This is a genomic window from Actinomycetota bacterium (genome assembly GCA_014360645.1).
GTDB lineage: Bacteria > Actinomycetota > Geothermincolia > Geothermincolales > RBG-13-55-18 > Solincola_B.
Genome location: JACIXD010000013.1, coordinates 97,072 through 114,962, shown reverse-complemented (window position 1 = coordinate 114,962; position 17,891 = coordinate 97,072). Strand labels below are relative to the sequence as shown.

Here is a 17,891-nt window from a genome sequence, read left to right as displayed (position 1 = left end):
TCTGGGCCTTCCGGGAGGGTTACACCGTAGAGGAGTTGAACGAGATCCTCGATGAGTGGAATCACCTGTACAATTACGAAAGACCCCACCAGAGCTTGGGGTATCTTACGCCCATGGAATTTCTCGAAAGATGGAGGGAGGGAAGCGAGGATAGGGCTTATGTGTCCACGATGTAGTGAACCGGCACACCATGGTGACCGGCCTGCTCTCCGACCACCCCGACGTCATATCCGGAATGCTCTCCGACCTGGACGGGGAGGTGGTGGCCCGGGCCATCAACACCGAGTACGCCAGGCACCCCGGCTCCTCCTTGATCGAGAGGCTGCTGGGCTCCCCCCACATGAGCGGGGCGGACGTGGCGGATCTCCTCAACAGGGCTGGATACCAGTTCCTGGCAGGCCTCCTGGCCAACCTCGACCCCGAGCCGGTAGCGGAGGCTGTCAACAACGCAGGGGAGGAGTTCCTCACCGACCTGCTGGCCTTCATGGATCCCGACCTGGTGGTGGGGCTGTGTCGGGCCGACAGAGACCCCGATTACAAAGCGGGCATAAGGGGCGGGGCCCTGAAGGACCTCAACATCCATCTCTTCGTCTATGCGGCCATCGGTCTGCCCCTGCCGCTGGGACCCGCGGAGTTCAAGGTCTTCGATCTGGGGATATATGTCCCTCCCGACATCCCCGCCATGCCGCCCTACCCCGGACCCCCGCCTCCGTGGTAGCCGGCGCCAGGAAGAGTGACGGGACTGCGCCTCCGGCCGGAGACGCGAACCCGCTTATCCCGGCGCTGGAAAGCGAGTGGGAAAATAATGGTATAATCTCCGTATGGTCGACGAACTGCAGCGAGCGATAACCACTGCCTCCGGGCTGGCCGGTCTCTGCGTGGGGCTGTTCGCCTTCCTGAAGAGCCGGCGACAGCTTCATGGCCTTGTCTTCCTGCTCATCTCGGTGACCATGTCCCTTTGGGCCATAGGCGAGGCCATGACCGTCGCTTCCCTGACCCTGGAGGACAAGATATTCTGGACCAGGTTCCAGGGAATAGGGGAGCTGCTGCTGGTCCCCAGCTACCTGCTGCTCGCGCTGGTCTTTCCCCGCGTGAGGGATTTCATGCGCGACCGCCGCAAGGCCCTGGCCGTTCTGGCGGCGCTCTACCTGCCGTGGATCTTCAACCTCGTGGCCCTCTATACCACGGACCTCATCTATACGTCCTATTACCTCACCGATTACGGCCAGGGGGTCAATGTCACCAGGACCTCATATTTCTGGTTTCTCACCGCCCTGGGGTTCGCGGAGATCATCGCCTCCATCGTGATCTTTCTCCGGGAGCGTGGCCGCAGCGAATCGGTGCGGGGACGCAGGGGGCTGCTCATCCTGGCCCTGGCTCCCGTTCCCATGCTGGTGGCCAACGCCATCCAGAACCTGGAGCTCAACCGTATCATCAGCACCCCGCAGTCGAGCATCATCTTCGTGTCCATGCTCGCCTACGGCATCCTGCGGTACGGGTTGTTCGTGGACATGCATTCCGTGACCAAGCACATCCTGGTCAACGCTGCCGTGCTGCTCTTCGACATCGCACTTTTCCTGGCTCTCTGCATCTTCTTCGTCTATCCCCTGGGATTAGGCCTTCACCCGGTGACCTACGTACTCATGGCCCTGTCGGCCGTCCCCTTCCTCGTCAGTTATCGTAGGCAGCTCTCCTGGGCCACGCGGGCCGCGGAGCGCTGGCTTTACGGCCGGGACCTGGCACAGGGAGAGCTCCTGCGGGAGCTCGGACGCTCCATACGCACCGTGGGATGCCTCGAGGAGCTGGCACAGGGGGTGGCGGAGAGGGTCAGGTTGTCCATGGAGCTTCATCTCTGCGCCGTGATGATTAGGGAGGACGGCGTATACCGCATCGTGGGCTCTTCGGTGGATCCCGCCCACGCCCTGTCCTCTTTCGCGGGCCGAGACCTCAACGGCTCCACGGTCTTCGTCGGCGAACACGGGTACAGCATCGAGGGCGAAGGGGGCGAGCTCACCGGCTACTTGCGCCGGCGCGAGAGGTTCTGCCGCGAGGGGTTCTACATGGACCGGGTGGACATAGGGGTGCTGCGCTCGCTGCGGCGGGACAGGGTGCAGGAGATGGTATGGAGAGAGGAGGAGGAGGGAGAGTTCGTCTCCGTGCCCCTGGAGGCAGGGGGAGAGGACGCGGGGCTGCTGTGGATAGGTGGGCGGTCGGGGGGAGCGAGCTTCAAGCTGGAGGAGCTGGACCTCATCTCCACCCTCTCCACCCAGTTGGCGGTCTCCCTCCTCAACTCACGCCTGCTGCAAGAGCTCATGGACAAGAGCTCGCGCCTGCAGCGTCTCATCCACAACACTTCCGTGGCCCAGGAAGTGGAGAGGATCCGTATCGCGAGGGAGCTCCACGACGGGCTGGCCTCCTTCTTCCTCGACGCCGTCTTCCGACTCGAGACCCTTGAGCAGCTGGCGAAGGGATCGCCGGACCTGGTGTCGCAGGTCCGGGCGCTGAAAAGGATGGCCAGGGAGGGCATGAGCGACCTGCGCAGGATGATCGCAGACCTGCGCCCCTCCTCACTGGAGGTGCTGGGGTTGGAGCGGACCCTGCGGACCTACCTGGAGAGGTTCGTGGCCGAGAACCGCCTGGAACTGGACTTCGAGATCCGGGGCGACATGGGCGGACTGGGTCCGCTGGAAGAGGTGACGCTCTTCCGGGTGGCCCAGGAGGCGCTCTCCAACATCGCCCGCCATGCGGGAGCCGGCAGGGTCGCGTTCTTCCTAGACGGGCGCGACGGGCGGGTGGAGATGAGGATCGAGGACGACGGGGTGGGATTCGCGGAGCGCGAGGTGCGTGAGCGCATGGCCTTAGGGGACTGCCTAGGCATGAGGGGGATGGAGGAGAGGGCGGAGCTCATGCAGGGCAGCGTGACGTTCGAATCGCGGCCCGGGGGCGGGACACGCGTCATCTTCAGCATGCCGGTTTCGTCCCTCTCGGAAAGGGGGCTCCAGGCCAGTGGATGAGATAACCCTCGCGGTGGTGGACGACCACGAGATCGCGCGCATGGGCATAAGCCGCCTGCTGGAAAAAGAGCGGGGGGTGCGCCTGGTGGGCGAGGCCTGCAACGGCGAAGAGGCGCTGGAGATCGCGCGTGCGCTCAAGCCCCGGGTGATGCTGGTGGACGTGAAGCTTCCCGACATCAGCGGTATCGAGGTGGTGCGGCGGCTGAAGAACGATCCCGAGACGCGCGGGGTGCAGGCCATCATCCTCACGGTATACGATGACCTGGAGATCGCCGCAGAGGCCATCCGGGCGGGGGCCATCGGCTACATCCTCAAGGACTGCGGCAAGGAGCAACTGGTCAAGGCGATCCAGTCCGCGGCGGAGGGCGTTCCTTTGGTGGCTTCTACCATAACCCAGAAGCTGGTAGCCGTGCTCCAGCAGCAGGGAGGTTCCCTGCATCTGGAGGACGAGCGCAGGGGGGTGTACGAGGAGTTGACCGAGAGAGAATCGGATATCCTCCGTCTGGTGGCCAAGGGATACAGCAACAAGTCCATCGCCCGCGAGCTGGGCATCACCATAAGCACGGTCAAGACCCACCTGCGCAATATCTTCCGCAAGCTGGAGGTCGAGGACCGCGCCCAGGTGATCATCAAGGCCATCAAGGACGGCGTGATCTGAGAAGGGGCATGGGCCTTCCCGCGGCCTCGCCGGTCGATCAGCTCCCGGGATCACTCCCCCTCCCGTCTTGGACCACCACGGGCAACCGGCAGGGCGGCGTATGTACGCTCGCCCTCCTCGCGCGAGGCCGTCGCCGAGGCGCGATCGCCGTCTCACGGGGAGGGCGGAAAGGGTTGTCCGCCGGGCAGTCCACTTCCGACGCATGCATATGGGCGGCAACAAAAAAGACACTTTTGTTGCAGTTTTATATTATTGTTGTATAATGCAATTAATGTTGTTTATGGACAGGGAATCCGGGCGTCGACGCCCGGAGATGCCGCGTAGAGCCGATAAAAGGTCCGGGATAGGGAACCGGCAAGGCGCGGGGCGCGGAGGGTGGCGGAAGTTTCCCGTCCCGAGACGGCGAGGCAGCGCGTTTCGAGCCGGACGGCGGCTCGGGAAAGGAATGAGGTGGCGGAGAAAGGGGACGAACCGGTGAGAGGGCGACTCGCTGACGGGAGGCTTCGCAGGGGACGCGTGCTTACGGCGGCCGCCTGCGTGATCGCCCTGCTCGTGGCCCTTTTCCCCGGGGGGCCCGCCGGGACGGAAGAGGAGGCGGCGGCGGGCGGGGGCAAGATCACCTTCGTGGGCCACGGCAGGGGCCACGGGGTGGGTATGTGCATGGCCGGCGTCTATTTCCGCGCCCTGCGCGGCGAGGAATACCACCAGATCATCCGCGCCTATTACAAGGGGGTGGACTTCTCACGCGTGAGCGACGACATGCCCATAAGGGTGCTGTGCCGCGATAACGTGGTGCGCACCTATCCCCTCAGGGAATACCTCTACCGCCTGCAGGAGGAGCCGGACACCTGGCCGGCCCAGGGTTTGAGGGTGCTCGCGGTAGCCGCCCGCACCTATGTCCTCTCGGTGATCGCGCGGGGCAAGCACGCCAAGGACGGCTACGACATCTGTCCCTACGGCAGCTGCTGCCAGGCTTTCAACGAGCAGATCGACCCCGCGAAAAGGCCCAACACCGTGGCGGCGGTGAACGCCACCGCGGGGGAGATCATCACCTACGGAGGCCAGCCTATCATCGCCGCCTACAGCTCATGCTGCGGAGGCTACACCGCGGGGACGGACGAGGCCTGGGGCGGAAACCCCGTGCCCTATCTGAGCCCGGTGCCCGACGACGCCTGTGCCGCCGACGAGGACCACGACTGGCAGGTTACCATGACCTGGGAGGAGCTGCAGGCGAGGCTCAACGCAAACGCCGACACCGCGGTGGGGACGCTCTACGGCCTGGAGGTCGTCTCCCGATGGACCTCCGGCCGGGTCAAGCAGATACGCATCGACGGCAGCGCGGGGAGCAGGGCGGTGAGCGGGACGCTCTTCGCCTCCGTGGTGGGGTTGCAGACCCACTTTTTCTCCATCGCCTCCCAGAACTTCGACGAGTACCTCCTCCTCCAGAATCCCGGGGATGTCCCCGCGGTATGCGCCATCACCTACATGTTCCCCGGGGGCGGCGCCATGGAGGAGACCTACGAGGTGGCACCGCACTCCCGCCACACCATCTGCGTGAACGACCGCGTGCAGAACGCGGAGGTGTCCATCGCGGTGGACGGCGAGAAGCCGGTGGTGGCGGAGCGCGCCATGTACTTCGATTTCCTGGGCAACGGCATCAAAGGGGGGCATGCCTGCATGGGCCTTCCCGAGGCCTGTGATGCGTGGTACTTCGCCGAGGGCTACACCGGGGGCGAGTTCGATACCTTCTTCCTGGTCCAGAACCCCAACCAGGCCCAGGCCCACCTGGAGGTCTCCTTCCTGGGGAACGGGGGCGAGGTCGACCGCCTCTATTACACCCTGCCTCCCTCCTCGCGCATGACCATCTGGATGGACATGGAGCCGGGCATGGAGGACGGTGAGTTCTCGGCCCATTTCCAGAGCGATCTCCCGGTGGTGGCGGAGCGCGCCATGTACTTCCGCTACCGGGGCCACGCGGGCGGCAGCGCGGCGGAGGGGACCCCCTCGCCGGAACGTGCGTGGTACTTCGCCGAGGGCTACACCGGGGACGAGTTCGACACCTACATACTCCTGGCCAATCCGGAGGAAGAGGCGGCCGAGGCGAAGCTCACCTTCATGCTGCCCGACGCCACCACCAGGGAACTCTCTCTCGAGGTGGCGGCGCGCAGCCGCGCCACCGTACACGTGGACGACCTCCCCGGCCTGGGGAACGCCGAGTTCTCCACCCGGGTGGAGGCCGACCGTCCCCTGGTGGCGGAGCGCGCCATGTATTTCTCCTACTTCGGCCGCAGGGGTGGCCACACGGCCATGGGAGTGAGGGAGCCGGCAGAGGCGTGGTACTTCGCCGAGGGCTACACCGGGGGCGCGTTCGACACCTACCTGCTCCTCCAGAATCCCGGCGATTCGCCGGCGAAGGTCGTGCTGACCTATATGAAGGGGGACGGGAACACCTTCGAGCAGGAGGTGCTGATATCCGGCAAGTCGCGCTACACCGTACACGTGGACGACCTCCCCGGCCTGGGGAACGCCGAGTTCTCCACCCGGGTGGAGGCCGACCGTCCCCTGGTGGCGGAGCGCGCCATGTACTTCGACTACAGGAACCGGGACGGGGGAAGCTGTTCCCAGGGAACCAACGCGCCCTCGCGCCGCTGGTATTTCGCCGAGGGCTACACGGGAAGCTGAGCCCGATCCACGTCGAGCATCAGACTGAAGCCCCGCGGACCGCAGAGCCGCTCCATCCCTTAAGGCCCCGCCCCCGGGACTTCTCATGCCCGTAAACCCCGCCGTCCTCTTCTGCATCCGCACCACGGCAGGAGCCGTGGGAGTGAAACGTATGCCGGCGGGATCCGCCGTCTGCAGGGCCTGGCCGCGAGTCCTGCGGTCCGGGGAGCGGCGGGCTTTCCCCGTCCCGGATGACCCGGGAGATATGTTGGTGTTTATAATAGGTGTGAGCGAGGTAAGGAGGAGATGAACTGCACGCTCTGTCTCGGTGGCCGGCGACTCACTTCCGAACCTCGTTCCAGGTCTACGGGCGATCCTTTTGGCGAAGGCGGTTCGGTGAGCGAGAGGAGAGCATGGAGCCGGACACGGACCGCTGGCGGGAAAGCCCTTCCAGAACGGCATATGTCTTACAGGAGGTAGGGATGTCCGAGATCAAGGCCATCAGAGCGCGCGAGATACTGGATTCGCGGGGCAACCCCACGGTGGAGGCGGAGGTGCACGGGGCCTGGGGGGTGGGCCGCGCCGCCGTGCCCTCGGGCGCGTCCACCGGCACCCTGGAGGCCTTGGAGCTGCGCGACGGGGACGAGAGGTATGGGGGCAAGGGGGTGCTCAAGGCGGTGCGCAACGTCAACGAGGAGATCGCGCCGCGCCTGCTGGGCATGGAGGTCTCCGCCCAGGAGGAGATCGACCGCACCCTCATCGAGCTGGACGGCACCGAGGACAAGTCGCGCCTGGGAGCCAACGCCATCCTCTCGGTATCCCTGGCGGCGGCGAGGGCTGCGGCCCTGGAGAGGGGACAGTCCCTTTACGCTTACCTGGGCGGGAGCGAGGCGGTTCTCCTGCCCCTGCCCATGATGAACATCCTCAACGGGGGTGCGCACGCCGACAACAACGTCGACATCCAGGAGTTCATGGTGCTTCCCTGGGGGACGGAAAGTTTCCGCGAGGCCTTGCGTATGGGCGCGGAGGTCTACCACTCCCTGCGCGGCGTGCTGAAGAAGCGTGGCCTGAGCACCGGCATCGGAGACGAGGGCGGGTTCGCGCCCAGCCTGGAGAACAACCGCGCCGCCCTGGAGGTGATCGTGGAGGCCATAGAGGCCGCCGGATACCGCCCCGGCGACGACGTCGTCCTGGCCGTGGACGTGGCGGCGAGCGAGCTCTTCGAGGAAGGCCGCTACCTCTTCTCCGGCGAGGGAAGGGAGATGGACGCGGAGACGCTGGTGGACTACTACCGAGGCCTGGTGGAAGAGTTTCCCATCGTGCTCATCGAGGACGGCATGGCGGAGGGGGACTGGGAAGGATGGAAACTCCTCACCGCGCGCCTGGGTGACCGGGTGCGTCTGGTGGGAGACGACATCTTCGTCACCAACCTGCGCATACTCAAGAGGGGTATCGAGGAGGGAGTGGCCAACGCCATCCTCATCAAACTCAACCAGATCGGGACCCTTACCGAGACCCTGGAGGTGATGGACCACGCCCTGCAGTCCGGCTACGCCCGCGTAGTATCCCACCGCTCCGGGGAGACCGAGGACACCACCATCGCCGACCTGGCGGTCGCCACCGGGTGCGGACTGATAAAGACCGGCGCGCCGGCGCGCACCGACCGTGTCTGCAAGTACAACCAGCTCCTGCGCATCGAGGAGGAGCTGGGAGACGCGGCGAGGTTCCCGGGTCGGGATGCCCTGAAGCGCTGATGGTGGCGGCGGAAAAGCGCATGGTGATCTATCCCGTCCGTGAAATGCGCTGCCGGTGAAGGGAAGGGGTGAAAGGCCATCTCCAAGCGTTTTGTGGTCGTCGTGGTGGTGATGGTGGCCGCCTGCGCCGTCTTGGTGGGGATCAGCTACCTCATGCTGGACATCCTCTCCGGCATGGTGGTGGCCCCCAAGACGCCGGTGCGTGAGGTGGAGTCCGCGGGGGAGTTGGTGCTGCCCACCGCGGGCGGAGAGGTCCTGGACCTCGAGGTATGCGGGGACGGGAGGCTGCTGGCAGTACTGGAATCCCCGACCGGGAGCGCGACATCGCTCCTGCGCGTCTTCGACCTATCCCGGGTCGGGGAGGCGGTGCTGGAGCGTGAGACGGGCGCACGGGGCGTCGCCTGGGTGGGAGATTCCCGCCGCCTGGTCTACGAGGACGGCGGTGACATCCGCCTCCTGGACGCCGAGACCGGGGAGGAGGTGAGGCTGACCTCAGGACCCGAGGTCGACTACGACCCCCTTCCTTCCCCTGATGGAAGATTCATCCTCTGGACCAGATCTAAGGGGGAGGGGCGGCCGGGGAGCGCGGCGCAGATGTGGGTCATGGATTCCGAAAGCGGAGAGGCGGAGATGCTGGCGCCGCGGGCCGAGCTCGCGGCCTGGGACCCAGCGGGCGGCAGGGTGGCCTCGAGGGGGAGAGGGTACCTGGCGGAGGGGAGCGGAGGTTCGGAATATTACCTCCAGGTGGCGACCCGGGGACGGCAGGGATGGGAATACCTGGCCTCCTGCAAGGAGGAGCCGCTTTTCCTGTGGTGGCCCCGGCTTGACAAGACCCTCTACGTGGCCGCCTGGAGGCCCTCGGATCAGGCCGCGACCAGGGCGGTTTGGTTCGAGGTGGGGGATACGGGTGAGGAGAAAAAGGCGGCCAGCAGCGAATCGCTGGGCGACGATGCAGCCCGCTACCGATTCTATCCCTCCCGCCGCATGGCGCGCGTCGCCTATATCGGTGACAAGGGACTGGAATACCTGGATTACGACGCCGGCAGGATATACCGCTTCACGCGCGTCTCAGCCGCCTGCCCCCTGGCCTGGGACGAGGCCGGGAACGGGATCCTCTACTGCGGCGAGGGCGGCATCTGCCGTGTGGCTTTGCCGGGAGGTTGAGAGGTGACGGGACGCAGCAAGACCAAGATCATAGCCACCCTGGGCCCTTCCGTCCGTGACCCTGCCGTGCTGGAGAAGATGGTGCGCGCGGGTATGGACGTGGCCCGCATCAATGCCTCGCATGCCTCCCATGCCCTCATCTCCGAGGAGGTCGCCGCCCTGCGGGGGGCCGCGAGGCGGGCGGGACGGGAGGTGGGGGTGGTCCTGGATCTCATGGGGCCCAAGCTGCGCGTGGGGGTGTTGCCGGGAGGCGGCATCGACCTCTCACCGGGGCAGGAGGTGGTGCTCAGTGCCAGCCTGCAGCCGGGATGCTCCGCCTCTTGCATCCCCGTGGAGGAAGAGGGGCTTACGGGAGCTCTGGGGTCCGGGGACGAGGTCCTGCTGGACGACGGGGCGCTTCGCCTGCGGGTTCTGGAGGCGTCTCCCGTCGGGGCCCGCTGCAGGGTGGAGGTGGGGGGCAGGCTGCGGTCCCGCAAGGGCATCAGCGCGCCCGGGGTCGAGCTGGGCCTGCCCGCCCTCACGGAAAAGGACCTCCGCGACCTTGAGGTGGGCCTCTCCCTGGGCATCGACTGGGTGGCGCTTTCCTTCGTGGGATCGGCCGCCGACATCGCCCTGCTGCGCGAGGAACTGGGGAAGAGGGGTTCCTCCCTCCCCGTCATCGCCAAGATAGAGAGGCGGGCGGCGGTGGAGAGGACGGAGGAGATCATCGCGGAGGCGGACGCGGTGATGGTGGCCAGGGGAGATCTGGGGGTGGAGATGGCCCTGGAGGAGGTCCCCCTGCTGCAGAAGGGTATCGTGGAGTCGGCGGCGAGCTGCGGCAAGCCGGTGATCATCGCCACCCAGATGCTCCAGAGCATGATTGATCATCCCAGCCCCACCCGCGCGGAGGTGAGCGACGTGGCCAACGCGGTGCTGGAGGGGGCCGACGCGGTCATGCTCTCGGGAGAGACCGCCGTGGGAGCCTATCCGGTGGAGGCGGTGAGCACCATGCGGCGCATCGTGCTCAACGCCGAGACCGCCCTGCCTTACGAGCGCTGGCTGGAGGAGCGCCGGCGCTGGATACACCGGGGAAAGGTGGAGGCGGTGGCCTACGCCGCCTGCGAGCTGGCCCTGCGCCTGGATGCGAAGGCCATCGTCACCCCCACGGATTCGGGCTTCACCGCCCTGCAGGTGAGCCGTTTCCGACCCGGCCAGCCCATCCTCGCCCCCACGCCGCACGAGCGGACGGCCAGGCGCATGACCCTCTACTGGGGAGTGCTGCCACGCCTGGAGGGGATGGCGGGCGGCGCGGACAGGATGTTCATCGCCGCGGAGGAGGCGGCGCGCGCGGAAGGCCTGGCGGAAGCGGGGGATGTGGTGGTGATAACGGCGGGGGTAAAGAGGCCGGGCGAGGAGGGCATGCCCGTCACCAACACCATCCACTGCACGGTCTGCGGGTCATCGTGTTGAGGTCCGCCGCCGGAGCCGCCTCCATTCGTTTTCGGAATATCGACCCGCCTTGCAATAGGGTGCTTACGGGGACGCGACCCGCACTCATCCCGGGAACCCTCCGCCGCCCGGAGCCGCCCCTTCCGCGGGCCGCCCGCCCGAGGCGCTCCCGGGGCGCTTCGCGAGCAGGCCTTGGGCGCAGACCCCCGCCGTGCCGGCCAGATCACCATACGGGAAGACGTCCCTTCCCTCTGATGAGCGTTTACGGGGCGGCGATTCCTGGGCTATCATCTGGGGTGGGTGGATGACGGCTCGTCATGATCGCGCCGCGCGCGGCGCCGACCCCTGGAGGTGAAGATGATCTCGGACGAGGCATACAAGGAGCTCGAGGAGGCGGTGGGGGCCGAGAACGTCTCCCGGGAGCCCGCGGTGCTGGAAGGATATGCCTGGCAGCCCTTCCTCAACGACGATCCAGCGTTGTGGATCAAGCGGCCGGTGGCGGTGGTGCTGCCCTCCACCACCGGGGAGGTGCAGGCGGTGATCAGGACCTGCAACAGCCACGGCCTCAGGTTCAAGGCCCTCTCCACCGGCTGGGGCGCGGCGTCAGGCCCCACCACCGAGGGAGTGGTGCAGATAGACCTGCGGCGCATGGACCGCATCCTGGAGATCGACGAGCGCAACATGATCGCCGTGGTGGAGCCCTACGTGAGCGGGGCGCAGCTCCAGGCCGAGGCCATGAAGCTGGGCCTGAACACCCACATCATAGGGGCGGGCCCCTCCTGTTCTCCCCTGGCCAGCGCCACCTCCATGAGCGGTGTGGGCCACGATTGCATCTACATGGCCTACAGCGCGCGCAACGTGCTGGGGGTGGAATGGGTGCTGCCGGACGGGGAGGTGCTGAGGCTGGGCACGCCCGGTTCCGGCCTGGGATGGTACAGCGGCGACGGGCCGGGTCCCTCCCTGCGCGGGATCATGCGCGGCGCCCTGGGGGCCCTGTCCGGCATGGGAGTATTTACCAAGTGCGCGGTCAAGCTCTACAACTGGCCCGGTCCGCCGCGCCTGGAGGCCGAGGGGCTGGTGCTGGACTCCCGCGTGGAGGTGCCGGAGAACGTCCGCTTCTACATGATCTTCTTCCCGGGGGCGCGGGAGTTCGCCGACGCCATGTACAAGATAGGGGAGGCGGAGATAGGATACGCCGCGGTGCGCATCGCGCCCGTGGCCTACACCGCCCTGGTGATGCCGCATTCGGGCATGAACATCCTCGAGACCAGGGCTCTGCGGTCCATCCTGTCCGATACCCTGGCCTACCCCCTCACCTTCGTCATCGCCGGTGACAGCCGGGAGGAGGCGGATTACCAGGAAAAGGTGCTCAAGCGCATCGTCCTCGACCACCAGGGGTTCATGCTCGACGTGAACAGGATGGGTCCCCTGGCCGCCTTCATGCCCCTGAACTTCCTGCGCGTGAGCATCATCCCCCTGGCCTTCCGGCCGGGAGGGATCTTCGGCACCTGCCTTGACGGCAACGAAGCCCTGGACCTGCAGATGAAATGGGTGGACGCCATCGCCGCCGCCAAGCAGGAGTTCTTCGCGCGCGGCGCCTTCATGGAGGACGGGGGTAACAATCCCTATTTCGTCCCCTACGAGAACAACGCCTGGGCGCACTGCGAGGTGCTGTACGCCTATTCCGTGGACAGCAAGGAGAGCCTGGACTCCCTCAATCCCATGGAGTTCAGCTCCACCCTCAACGCCATTCGCCTGTGCATGACCCCCCTATCCGCGTTCATCGCGCCGGTGCGCAAGGCACTGAGCCCCCTGGCCGGCAACTTCAACCAGTGGCAGCGCAGGATCTCCGCCGCCTTCGACCCGCGGGAGTGCGCGGACAAGGGTTTCTACACCGACGAGAGCGAGTTCGCCTGGGAGCGCATCGACCCCGCGAAGAGGCGGGAGCTGGAGGAGCTGGCGGAGAGGCTGCGCTGGACGGAGGACGGCCCTCCGGGATGATGCCGGCCCCGAGTTCGCCTGGGAGCGCATCGATCCCGCGAAGAGGCGGGAGCTGGAGGAGCTGGCGGAGAGGCTGCGCTGGACGGAGGACGGCCCTCCGGGATGATGCCGGCCCCGAGTTCGCCTGGGAGCGCATCGACCCCGCGAAGAGGCGGGAGCTGGAGGAGCTGGCGGAGAGCCTGCGCTGGACGGAGGACGGCCCTCCGGGATGATGCCGGCCCCGAGTTCCTCGTAGAGGGAATCCCGGCAAACGCCGGCCGCGCCGGCGGCCTCTTCCCGGCGGATATCCCCTCGACGGGGTGGTGACGGTAACCCCCACTCCCCTTTGGCTGGGCGGAGGCCTGTCATCAACCCGTGAGGGAGGTGGTGTCACCGCTCCCTCGGCGCAGCCATCGGCGGGTCTCCCATCCCCGACCACCCTATATGAGAAAACGGGTTACGTTTCCAGTCCCTCGGCGCAGCCATCGGCGGCCCTCCCCTGTCGCCAGGGCAGCCGGGGAAAGGCGGGGATGCGCGAGGGGCGGATCCGGCGGCGCCGGTTCCTCACAAGCGGGCCTGATGCCGTTGAATGTTTTTGTAAGATTATAGACCTGTAAAATATTGATGGATTATAATATGAGTGATGAGAAAAGATATTGTTGTTGCAGAGGGGAAAAAGAGTAAAGCGATGCGCCGCGAGAAAAGAGGCACTGGCCGCGCGCGTACTCGCCAGGGGGGCGGAAAGGCGTCCGGAGGGCGCGCGAGGCCGACACGGGCCGCCGCAAGGCCGAACCAAAGCACGAGCTGTAAGCGGGGAAGGGAACGCCGGGATCTCGGAGAGCGTCCGGCGGCGGCGCCAAGGGGCAGGCGTACGGCGAGGTCCTCGCCCGGAAGGATGGGCCCCGCTGGCGGCGGAGAGCGGCTGCGGGTAATTGCGGGAGGCTCCCCGGGTGATGCCGTCAGGTCGGCGGGAGCGGAGGTGAAGGAGCGCCGTCGCCGCGTCGAGATCTCGCCCCGTGCCAGGCGCCGGCGCCGGCTGTTGATGGCCTTCCTCCTGCTGGTATGCCTGGGGATCGTGGCGCTGTTCCTCAGGGCCCCGGTGACGCGCCTGGTGGAGAGCCGCCGGAACCTGGCGGCCACGGAGGCCCGCCTGGCGGAGGAGGAGGAGATCACCCGGACCCTGGAGGAGCGCAGGGCGCGGGACCTCACCGACCGTTACGTGGAGGGAGAGGCGCGCCGTATGGGCTACGTCAAGCCGGGAGAGATACCCGTCGTGATCCTGGACACCCCGGGGGAGGCAGCGCCGGGCATCGAGGAGGAGAAAGTGGCGACGACCCCTGAGCCCGCACAGGACCAGCCCCCGGTTCCCTAGGGGCTGTTTTTCATGTCGCATGGCGCCCGGCTGTGCATGCGACTTGGAAAGTCTACAAAGTCTTTTTTGGAGATCGTCGGCGTAGTCCAAGGCGAACGGCGTCCCCGGTGGGGTATGCAACCGGGAAAGCTGACCACTGATTTAGAGGATTGCCGGCGCAGCTCAGGGCATATGGCATCCCCGGCGGGGCATGTAGCCGCCAGGGGATCCCTCGCCTTCGGTCCCGGGCGTCGCGGAAGATCCTCCCGTCTTACCGCCGTATGGACCCTCGTATAGCCGCTCCCCATCTTGCGGTTGCGCCTGTCCGCCGATCTCGTCATCGTTGTTTCCCGTGGCAGCGGCGGCGCTTTCGGTGCCGGTCTGCTGCGAGCATGTAGCGTCTCCCGAACCTGATGGAACAGAGCCCTCGCTCTCGGAGGAACAGCCCGGCCCCCCTTGACCGTTCCCGCTCTTTCCGCCGTCGTCCGGCTGGCCTTTACCGCCGTCCTTTTCTCCTCCATCGGTACCGCAGCGGCGCCGCATGCGTTCCCTTTGCCGGTTGCAGGCATGATACGCGGCGTCGAGGCTCTCCACGAGCTGTGACGGCTCGAGGTCGCGCAGGCTTTCCAGGCGCTTTGCCTGGGCATCGAGCATCTCCTGGAAACCGAGGGAGAGGGCGGATGCCTCCTCGTTAAAGACGCTCTCCAGGTAGGATCCGGCTCCCTCGAGGTTGCGGGCGTATTCCGCGAGCCAGCGGTCGGCTCCCTTCCCCGTGCCGCGCGAGGCCAGGTTCTCGATCTCCTCCATGCGGCGCAGCGAGTACTCCATCTCCACGCGCGCCTCCTCCAAGCCCGAGAAGGTCAGGGCGAGGCGCGCCCGTTCGAAGAAGATCTTCAACCCGTAGAGGGCGGAATCCGGCTGCGCCCCGGAGGAGAGGGCGTAGGCGCCGGTGGTGGAAAGGGTCAGGACCAGCAACAGGATGATGCAGGCCACCAGGGCGTGTCGCAGCAAGGCGGGGTTGCGGACGAGGCGCCGGACCTCCGCCCCGGCTCCGGACTCCTTCAGGGATTGCGCCTGCGACCAGATCCGCTGCGCTCCGTATTCCCGCAGGCGACGGGGCGCGCTCGGCCCCTCAATGCTAGCGAGAAAAGCCCCCCCGCGTGTTTCCAGTTCCTTCCTCTCTCTGGCTCTCATGGTAAGATCACTCCCAACCGAGCTCGCGCAGGCTCTTGCCCAGGCGGCGCAGGGCACGGTTCTGCAGGGCGTTCACCGCTCCCTCGCTCCTGCCCAGCGCTCTCGCCGTCTCCGCATTGCTCATCCCCGCGAAATACTTCATGGCTATCACCTGTCGCTGTGCCGAGGGCAGCTCGCGCAGACATTCCCGCAGGGTCCGCGCGCGCTCCTCGTCCTCGAGACGCTGCGGTACCGGCTCGGAGCCGTCATCGACGTCTTCGCCCAGCTCCTCACAACCCCTCCTGCTCCGCCTGCGCTGATGGTCGATCATGAGGTTGCGTGCGATGCGGAAGATCCAGGCTTTGAAGGGGCCGCGCCTGGGATCGAACGAACCCATGTTCAGAAGGGCTTTGAGAAACACCTCTTCCGCAAGGTCCTCGGCATCCTCCTGCGACCCGGTGTTCCAGTAAAGGTAGCGGAACACGGGGTCGATCAGCGACCGATACAGCTCCGCGAAAGCGTCCCGGTCTCCGCCGGCCGTCCTTACCGCAAGCTCCTCGAGGGGCGTCAAGCGAACATCCTTTCGTTGTTCTCAACCCTTAATACGCCATGACTTAATCATATGTACGCATACGCGGCCATGATCTTCCACCCCCTGCTCGCGCCGTCCGTTTCCGGGAGACGAACCCCGCCCCTACCGGCCGCGCGCCCGCTCGAGCCCATTGCCGCAATCGCGTACATTTGGAGGCCGGCGAGCGTATCTAAGGTCGGAGGCTCCGGAAAGGCGGGGCGAAAAACCGCGGCGTCGCCGGACGGAGGTATCCCCGGCGGCGGGAAGGCGCCGCGCACGGCCCGGGAACGGTCCCGGGGAGGGGCGGCGGGCGGGTCGCGGGAATGCAGGCGGGCTCGCGGGGCATCGACGGCATCCCTGCCGAGGGCCCGTAAACACGGCGATATGTATGGAGATAAGGAGGTGAGAGTGGATGAAGAGGAAGAGCACGGTGGTGGTGGCGCTGGCGCTGGCCGCGGCACTGGTCGTGTCCGTGGGCGTCGCCGTAGCGGCAGGGTCGGCGGGCGGCCCCAAGAGGTCAAGCGGAAGGGGCACCGGGGCGGAAGCCCTTCGCTTCGCGTGCGGGAACGGCGGCGAGGGTGAACGCTTGAGGTCCGAGCACTGCGAGGGCATGGACGAGTGCAACGGCGACTGCGAACGCGTGCGCGAGAGGCTCCAGGACGGCACCTGCGACGGCGAGGGCACCCAGACTCGCAACCGCGCGGGAAACGAAGATCCGACGGAGGGAGCGCAGGCGGGAGAGGCGAACCAGGCAGGCGAGTGCAACGGCGACTGCGAACGCGTGCGCGAGAGGCTCCAGGACGGCACCTGCGACGGCGAGGGCACCCAGACTCGCAACCGCGCGGGAAACGAAGATCCGACGGAGGGAGCGCAGGCGGGAGAGGCGAACCAGGCAGGCGAGTGCAACGGCGACTGCGAACGCGTGCGCGAGAGGCTCCAGGACGGCACCTGCGACGGCGAGGGCACGCAAGCCCGTAACCGCGATGGAGAGTGAGTGAGGTCCATACGGGGCCAAGGGGCCGGGTTCTCGGTCCGGGACGGCGCCGGGTGATGCATGGCGATCCGGCCCGGGTCCGGAGACTCGGCCCTTTCCGCTGCGAAAAAGGAGTAGGCCGCGCCGCAAGAGAGACGAAGAGGACGCGGAGAGCGGGCCCTCTCGCGCGCGGTCAGATAAAGGAGCGGCCAGGACAAGGGCAGAGAGAGGAGGGATCGAGGGTTGAGCATCAGGAACCTGCTGGTGAGGATGGATAAAGTCTTTCCACATCCCGTGAGCATGGACGACATCCGCGGGATGGAGCGCCGCGAGCTGGCGGAAGAGGAGAAGGAGAAGCCCTATGCCGGGTATCTCCATAGGGAGCTTGCGGAGGTCCCCGCCGAGGACCTGGAGAAGGTAAACGCCGGTCCCGTTGACCCCGCCAGGGCCACCTCCATCCACGCGCGAGACGACCTCATGAAGCCCGGGTACTTGGAGGTGGAGACGGGATATACGGTCATGCCCGACGGGAGCGGTTTCGCGGCCACCCTGGTGAGGATGCCGGGGGTCGCCCCCGAGATGCTGGACTGGTGGTTCAATTGGCATCCCCTGGAGGGGCTGCGTTACGCCATCTGGTGTCCCGTCGCGCACGTGGACATCGGCGTGAAGGACCCCGCACGGCACCTGGACAGCTCCGGGGTTCCGCTCCGGGATCGGAACTACGGCAGTACCCACTACCCCGTGGAGGGCTTCAACCTGCGGGGAGCCCAGAGGATCGCCATCCACTTCTTCTCACCGCGGGATTTCGGCCTGGACATGAGCATGTTCAGGGAACCGGAGATATCGCGTGCCTACTGCGCAAACGTCGTGCTCGACCTGCTGAAGACGCCTTTCAACGTCTTCTTCCACGCCGTGCGCGAGGTGGAGGGCGGGGTGGAATACCGCAGTCGTTACTGGATCGGGTACACCATGAAGAACGGCGCGCCCAGACGGGTGAAGAGACCCATGCCCTTCAGGATGATGGACCTCGCGCGCAACAACTGCCTGCACAGCCTCATCGAGTACAACAACCTGGCCTCCTTCCTGCCGCGGCTCTACGAGGAGATGGGCGGGAAGATCTGAGTCCCTGTGGGCAGGCCACAGCCTCATCGAGTACAACAACCT

Annotated in this window: 15 protein-coding genes; 13 read left to right on the top strand and 2 right to left on the bottom strand. The window is 66.5% G+C overall.

All coding sequences use genetic code 11. The features are described from left to right. From H5T74_11885 to H5T74_11835, 11 genes are all read left to right on the top strand, one after another. On the top strand, window positions 1-176 hold a 176-nt coding region (locus H5T74_11885), incomplete at its 5' end, for a transposase (GenBank protein ID MBC7231075.1). A 14-nt stretch (window positions 177-190) separates the two neighbouring features. Continuing rightward, window positions 191-718: a hypothetical protein gene (locus H5T74_11880; protein MBC7231074.1), complete on the top strand. Its 528-nt coding sequence runs from the start codon at window positions 191-193 to the stop codon at window positions 716-718. A 103-nt stretch (window positions 719-821) separates the two neighbouring features. Beyond that, window positions 822-3,014 (top strand): hypothetical protein, encoded by a 2,193-nt coding sequence (locus tag H5T74_11875; GenBank protein MBC7231073.1) that lies wholly within the window; start codon window positions 822-824, stop codon window positions 3,012-3,014. Then, window positions 3,007-3,672 carry a response regulator transcription factor gene (locus tag H5T74_11870; GenBank protein MBC7231072.1) on the top strand — a complete coding sequence of 222 codons (666 nt, stop codon included), beginning with the start codon at window positions 3,007-3,009 and terminating at the stop codon, window positions 3,670-3,672. The genes H5T74_11875 and H5T74_11870 overlap by 8 nt, the downstream gene beginning before the upstream one ends. A gap of 450 nt (window positions 3,673-4,122) precedes the next feature. Further along, window positions 4,123-6,354 carry a SpoIID/LytB domain-containing protein gene (locus H5T74_11865; GenBank protein ID MBC7231071.1) on the top strand — a complete coding sequence of 744 codons (2,232 nt, stop codon included), beginning with the start codon at window positions 4,123-4,125 and terminating at the stop codon, window positions 6,352-6,354. A 461-nt stretch (window positions 6,355-6,815) separates the two neighbouring features. Next, a complete protein-coding gene (eno, locus tag H5T74_11860; protein MBC7231070.1) occupies window positions 6,816-8,087 on the top strand; it encodes a phosphopyruvate hydratase in 1,272 nt (423 codons plus the stop codon). A gap of 93 nt (window positions 8,088-8,180) precedes the next feature. Then, a complete protein-coding gene (locus tag H5T74_11855; GenBank protein MBC7231069.1) occupies window positions 8,181-9,251 on the top strand; it encodes a PD40 domain-containing protein in 1,071 nt (356 codons plus the stop codon). Between the two features lie 3 nt (window positions 9,252-9,254). Beyond that, window positions 9,255-10,700: a pyruvate kinase gene (gene pyk, locus H5T74_11850; protein MBC7231068.1), complete on the top strand. Its 1,446-nt coding sequence runs from the start codon at window positions 9,255-9,257 to the stop codon at window positions 10,698-10,700. A gap of 336 nt (window positions 10,701-11,036) precedes the next feature. Then, the gene (locus H5T74_11845; GenBank protein ID MBC7231067.1) at window positions 11,037-12,680 is read left to right on the top strand and encodes an FAD-binding oxidoreductase; all 1,644 of its coding nucleotides are present in this window, start codon (window positions 11,037-11,039) and stop codon (window positions 12,678-12,680) included. Then, on the top strand, window positions 12,677-12,892 hold the full coding sequence (locus tag H5T74_11840) for a hypothetical protein (GenBank protein ID MBC7231066.1): 216 nt from the start codon (window positions 12,677-12,679) through the stop codon (window positions 12,890-12,892). The genes H5T74_11845 and H5T74_11840 overlap by 4 nt, the downstream gene beginning before the upstream one ends. Before the next feature lie 746 nt (window positions 12,893-13,638). Further along, window positions 13,639-14,031 carry a septum formation initiator family protein gene (locus H5T74_11835; protein MBC7231065.1) on the top strand — a complete coding sequence of 131 codons (393 nt, stop codon included), beginning with the start codon at window positions 13,639-13,641 and terminating at the stop codon, window positions 14,029-14,031. Window positions 14,032-14,193: 162 nt separating this feature from the next. On the opposite strand, the gene H5T74_11830 is transcribed toward H5T74_11835, so the two are convergent. Beyond that, window positions 14,194-15,204, bottom strand: coding sequence for a hypothetical protein (locus H5T74_11830; GenBank protein ID MBC7231064.1), 1,011 nt, complete (start codon window positions 15,202-15,204; stop codon window positions 14,194-14,196). 7 nt (window positions 15,205-15,211) lie between these two features. Beyond that, complete coding sequence (locus tag H5T74_11825) at window positions 15,212-15,754, bottom strand: RNA polymerase sigma factor (GenBank protein ID MBC7231063.1); 543 nt, start codon at window positions 15,752-15,754, stop codon at window positions 15,212-15,214. Between the two features lie 412 nt (window positions 15,755-16,166). Between H5T74_11825 and H5T74_11820 the strand changes: the two genes are divergently transcribed. Then, complete coding sequence (locus tag H5T74_11820) at window positions 16,167-16,748, top strand: hypothetical protein (protein MBC7231062.1); 582 nt, start codon at window positions 16,167-16,169, stop codon at window positions 16,746-16,748. Between the two features lie 222 nt (window positions 16,749-16,970). Beyond that, on the top strand, window positions 16,971-17,849 hold the full coding sequence (locus H5T74_11815) for a hypothetical protein (GenBank protein ID MBC7231061.1): 879 nt from the start codon (window positions 16,971-16,973) through the stop codon (window positions 17,847-17,849). The last annotated feature ends 42 nt before the right edge of the window (window positions 17,850-17,891 follow it).

Excerpts from the sequence above, each read along its gene's own strand:
- H5T74_11880 (MBC7231074.1), top strand. The coding sequence starts at position 191 with ATGGTGACCGGCCTGCTCTCCGACCACCCCGACGTCATATCCGGAATG.
- H5T74_11875 (MBC7231073.1), top strand. The coding sequence starts at position 822 with ATGGTCGACGAACTGCAGCGAGCGATAACCACTGCCTCCGGGCTGGCC.
- eno (MBC7231070.1), top strand. The coding sequence starts at position 6,816 with ATGTCCGAGATCAAGGCCATCAGAGCGCGCGAGATACTGGATTCGCGG.
- H5T74_11845 (MBC7231067.1), top strand. The coding sequence starts at position 11,037 with ATGATCTCGGACGAGGCATACAAGGAGCTCGAGGAGGCGGTGGGGGCC.
- H5T74_11840 (MBC7231066.1), top strand. The coding sequence starts at position 12,677 with ATGATGCCGGCCCCGAGTTCGCCTGGGAGCGCATCGATCCCGCGAAGA.
- H5T74_11830 (MBC7231064.1), bottom strand. The coding sequence starts at position 15,204 with ATGAGAGCCAGAGAGAGGAAGGAACTGGAAACACGCGGGGGGGCTTTT.
- H5T74_11820 (MBC7231062.1), top strand. The coding sequence starts at position 16,167 with ATGAAGAGGAAGAGCACGGTGGTGGTGGCGCTGGCGCTGGCCGCGGCA.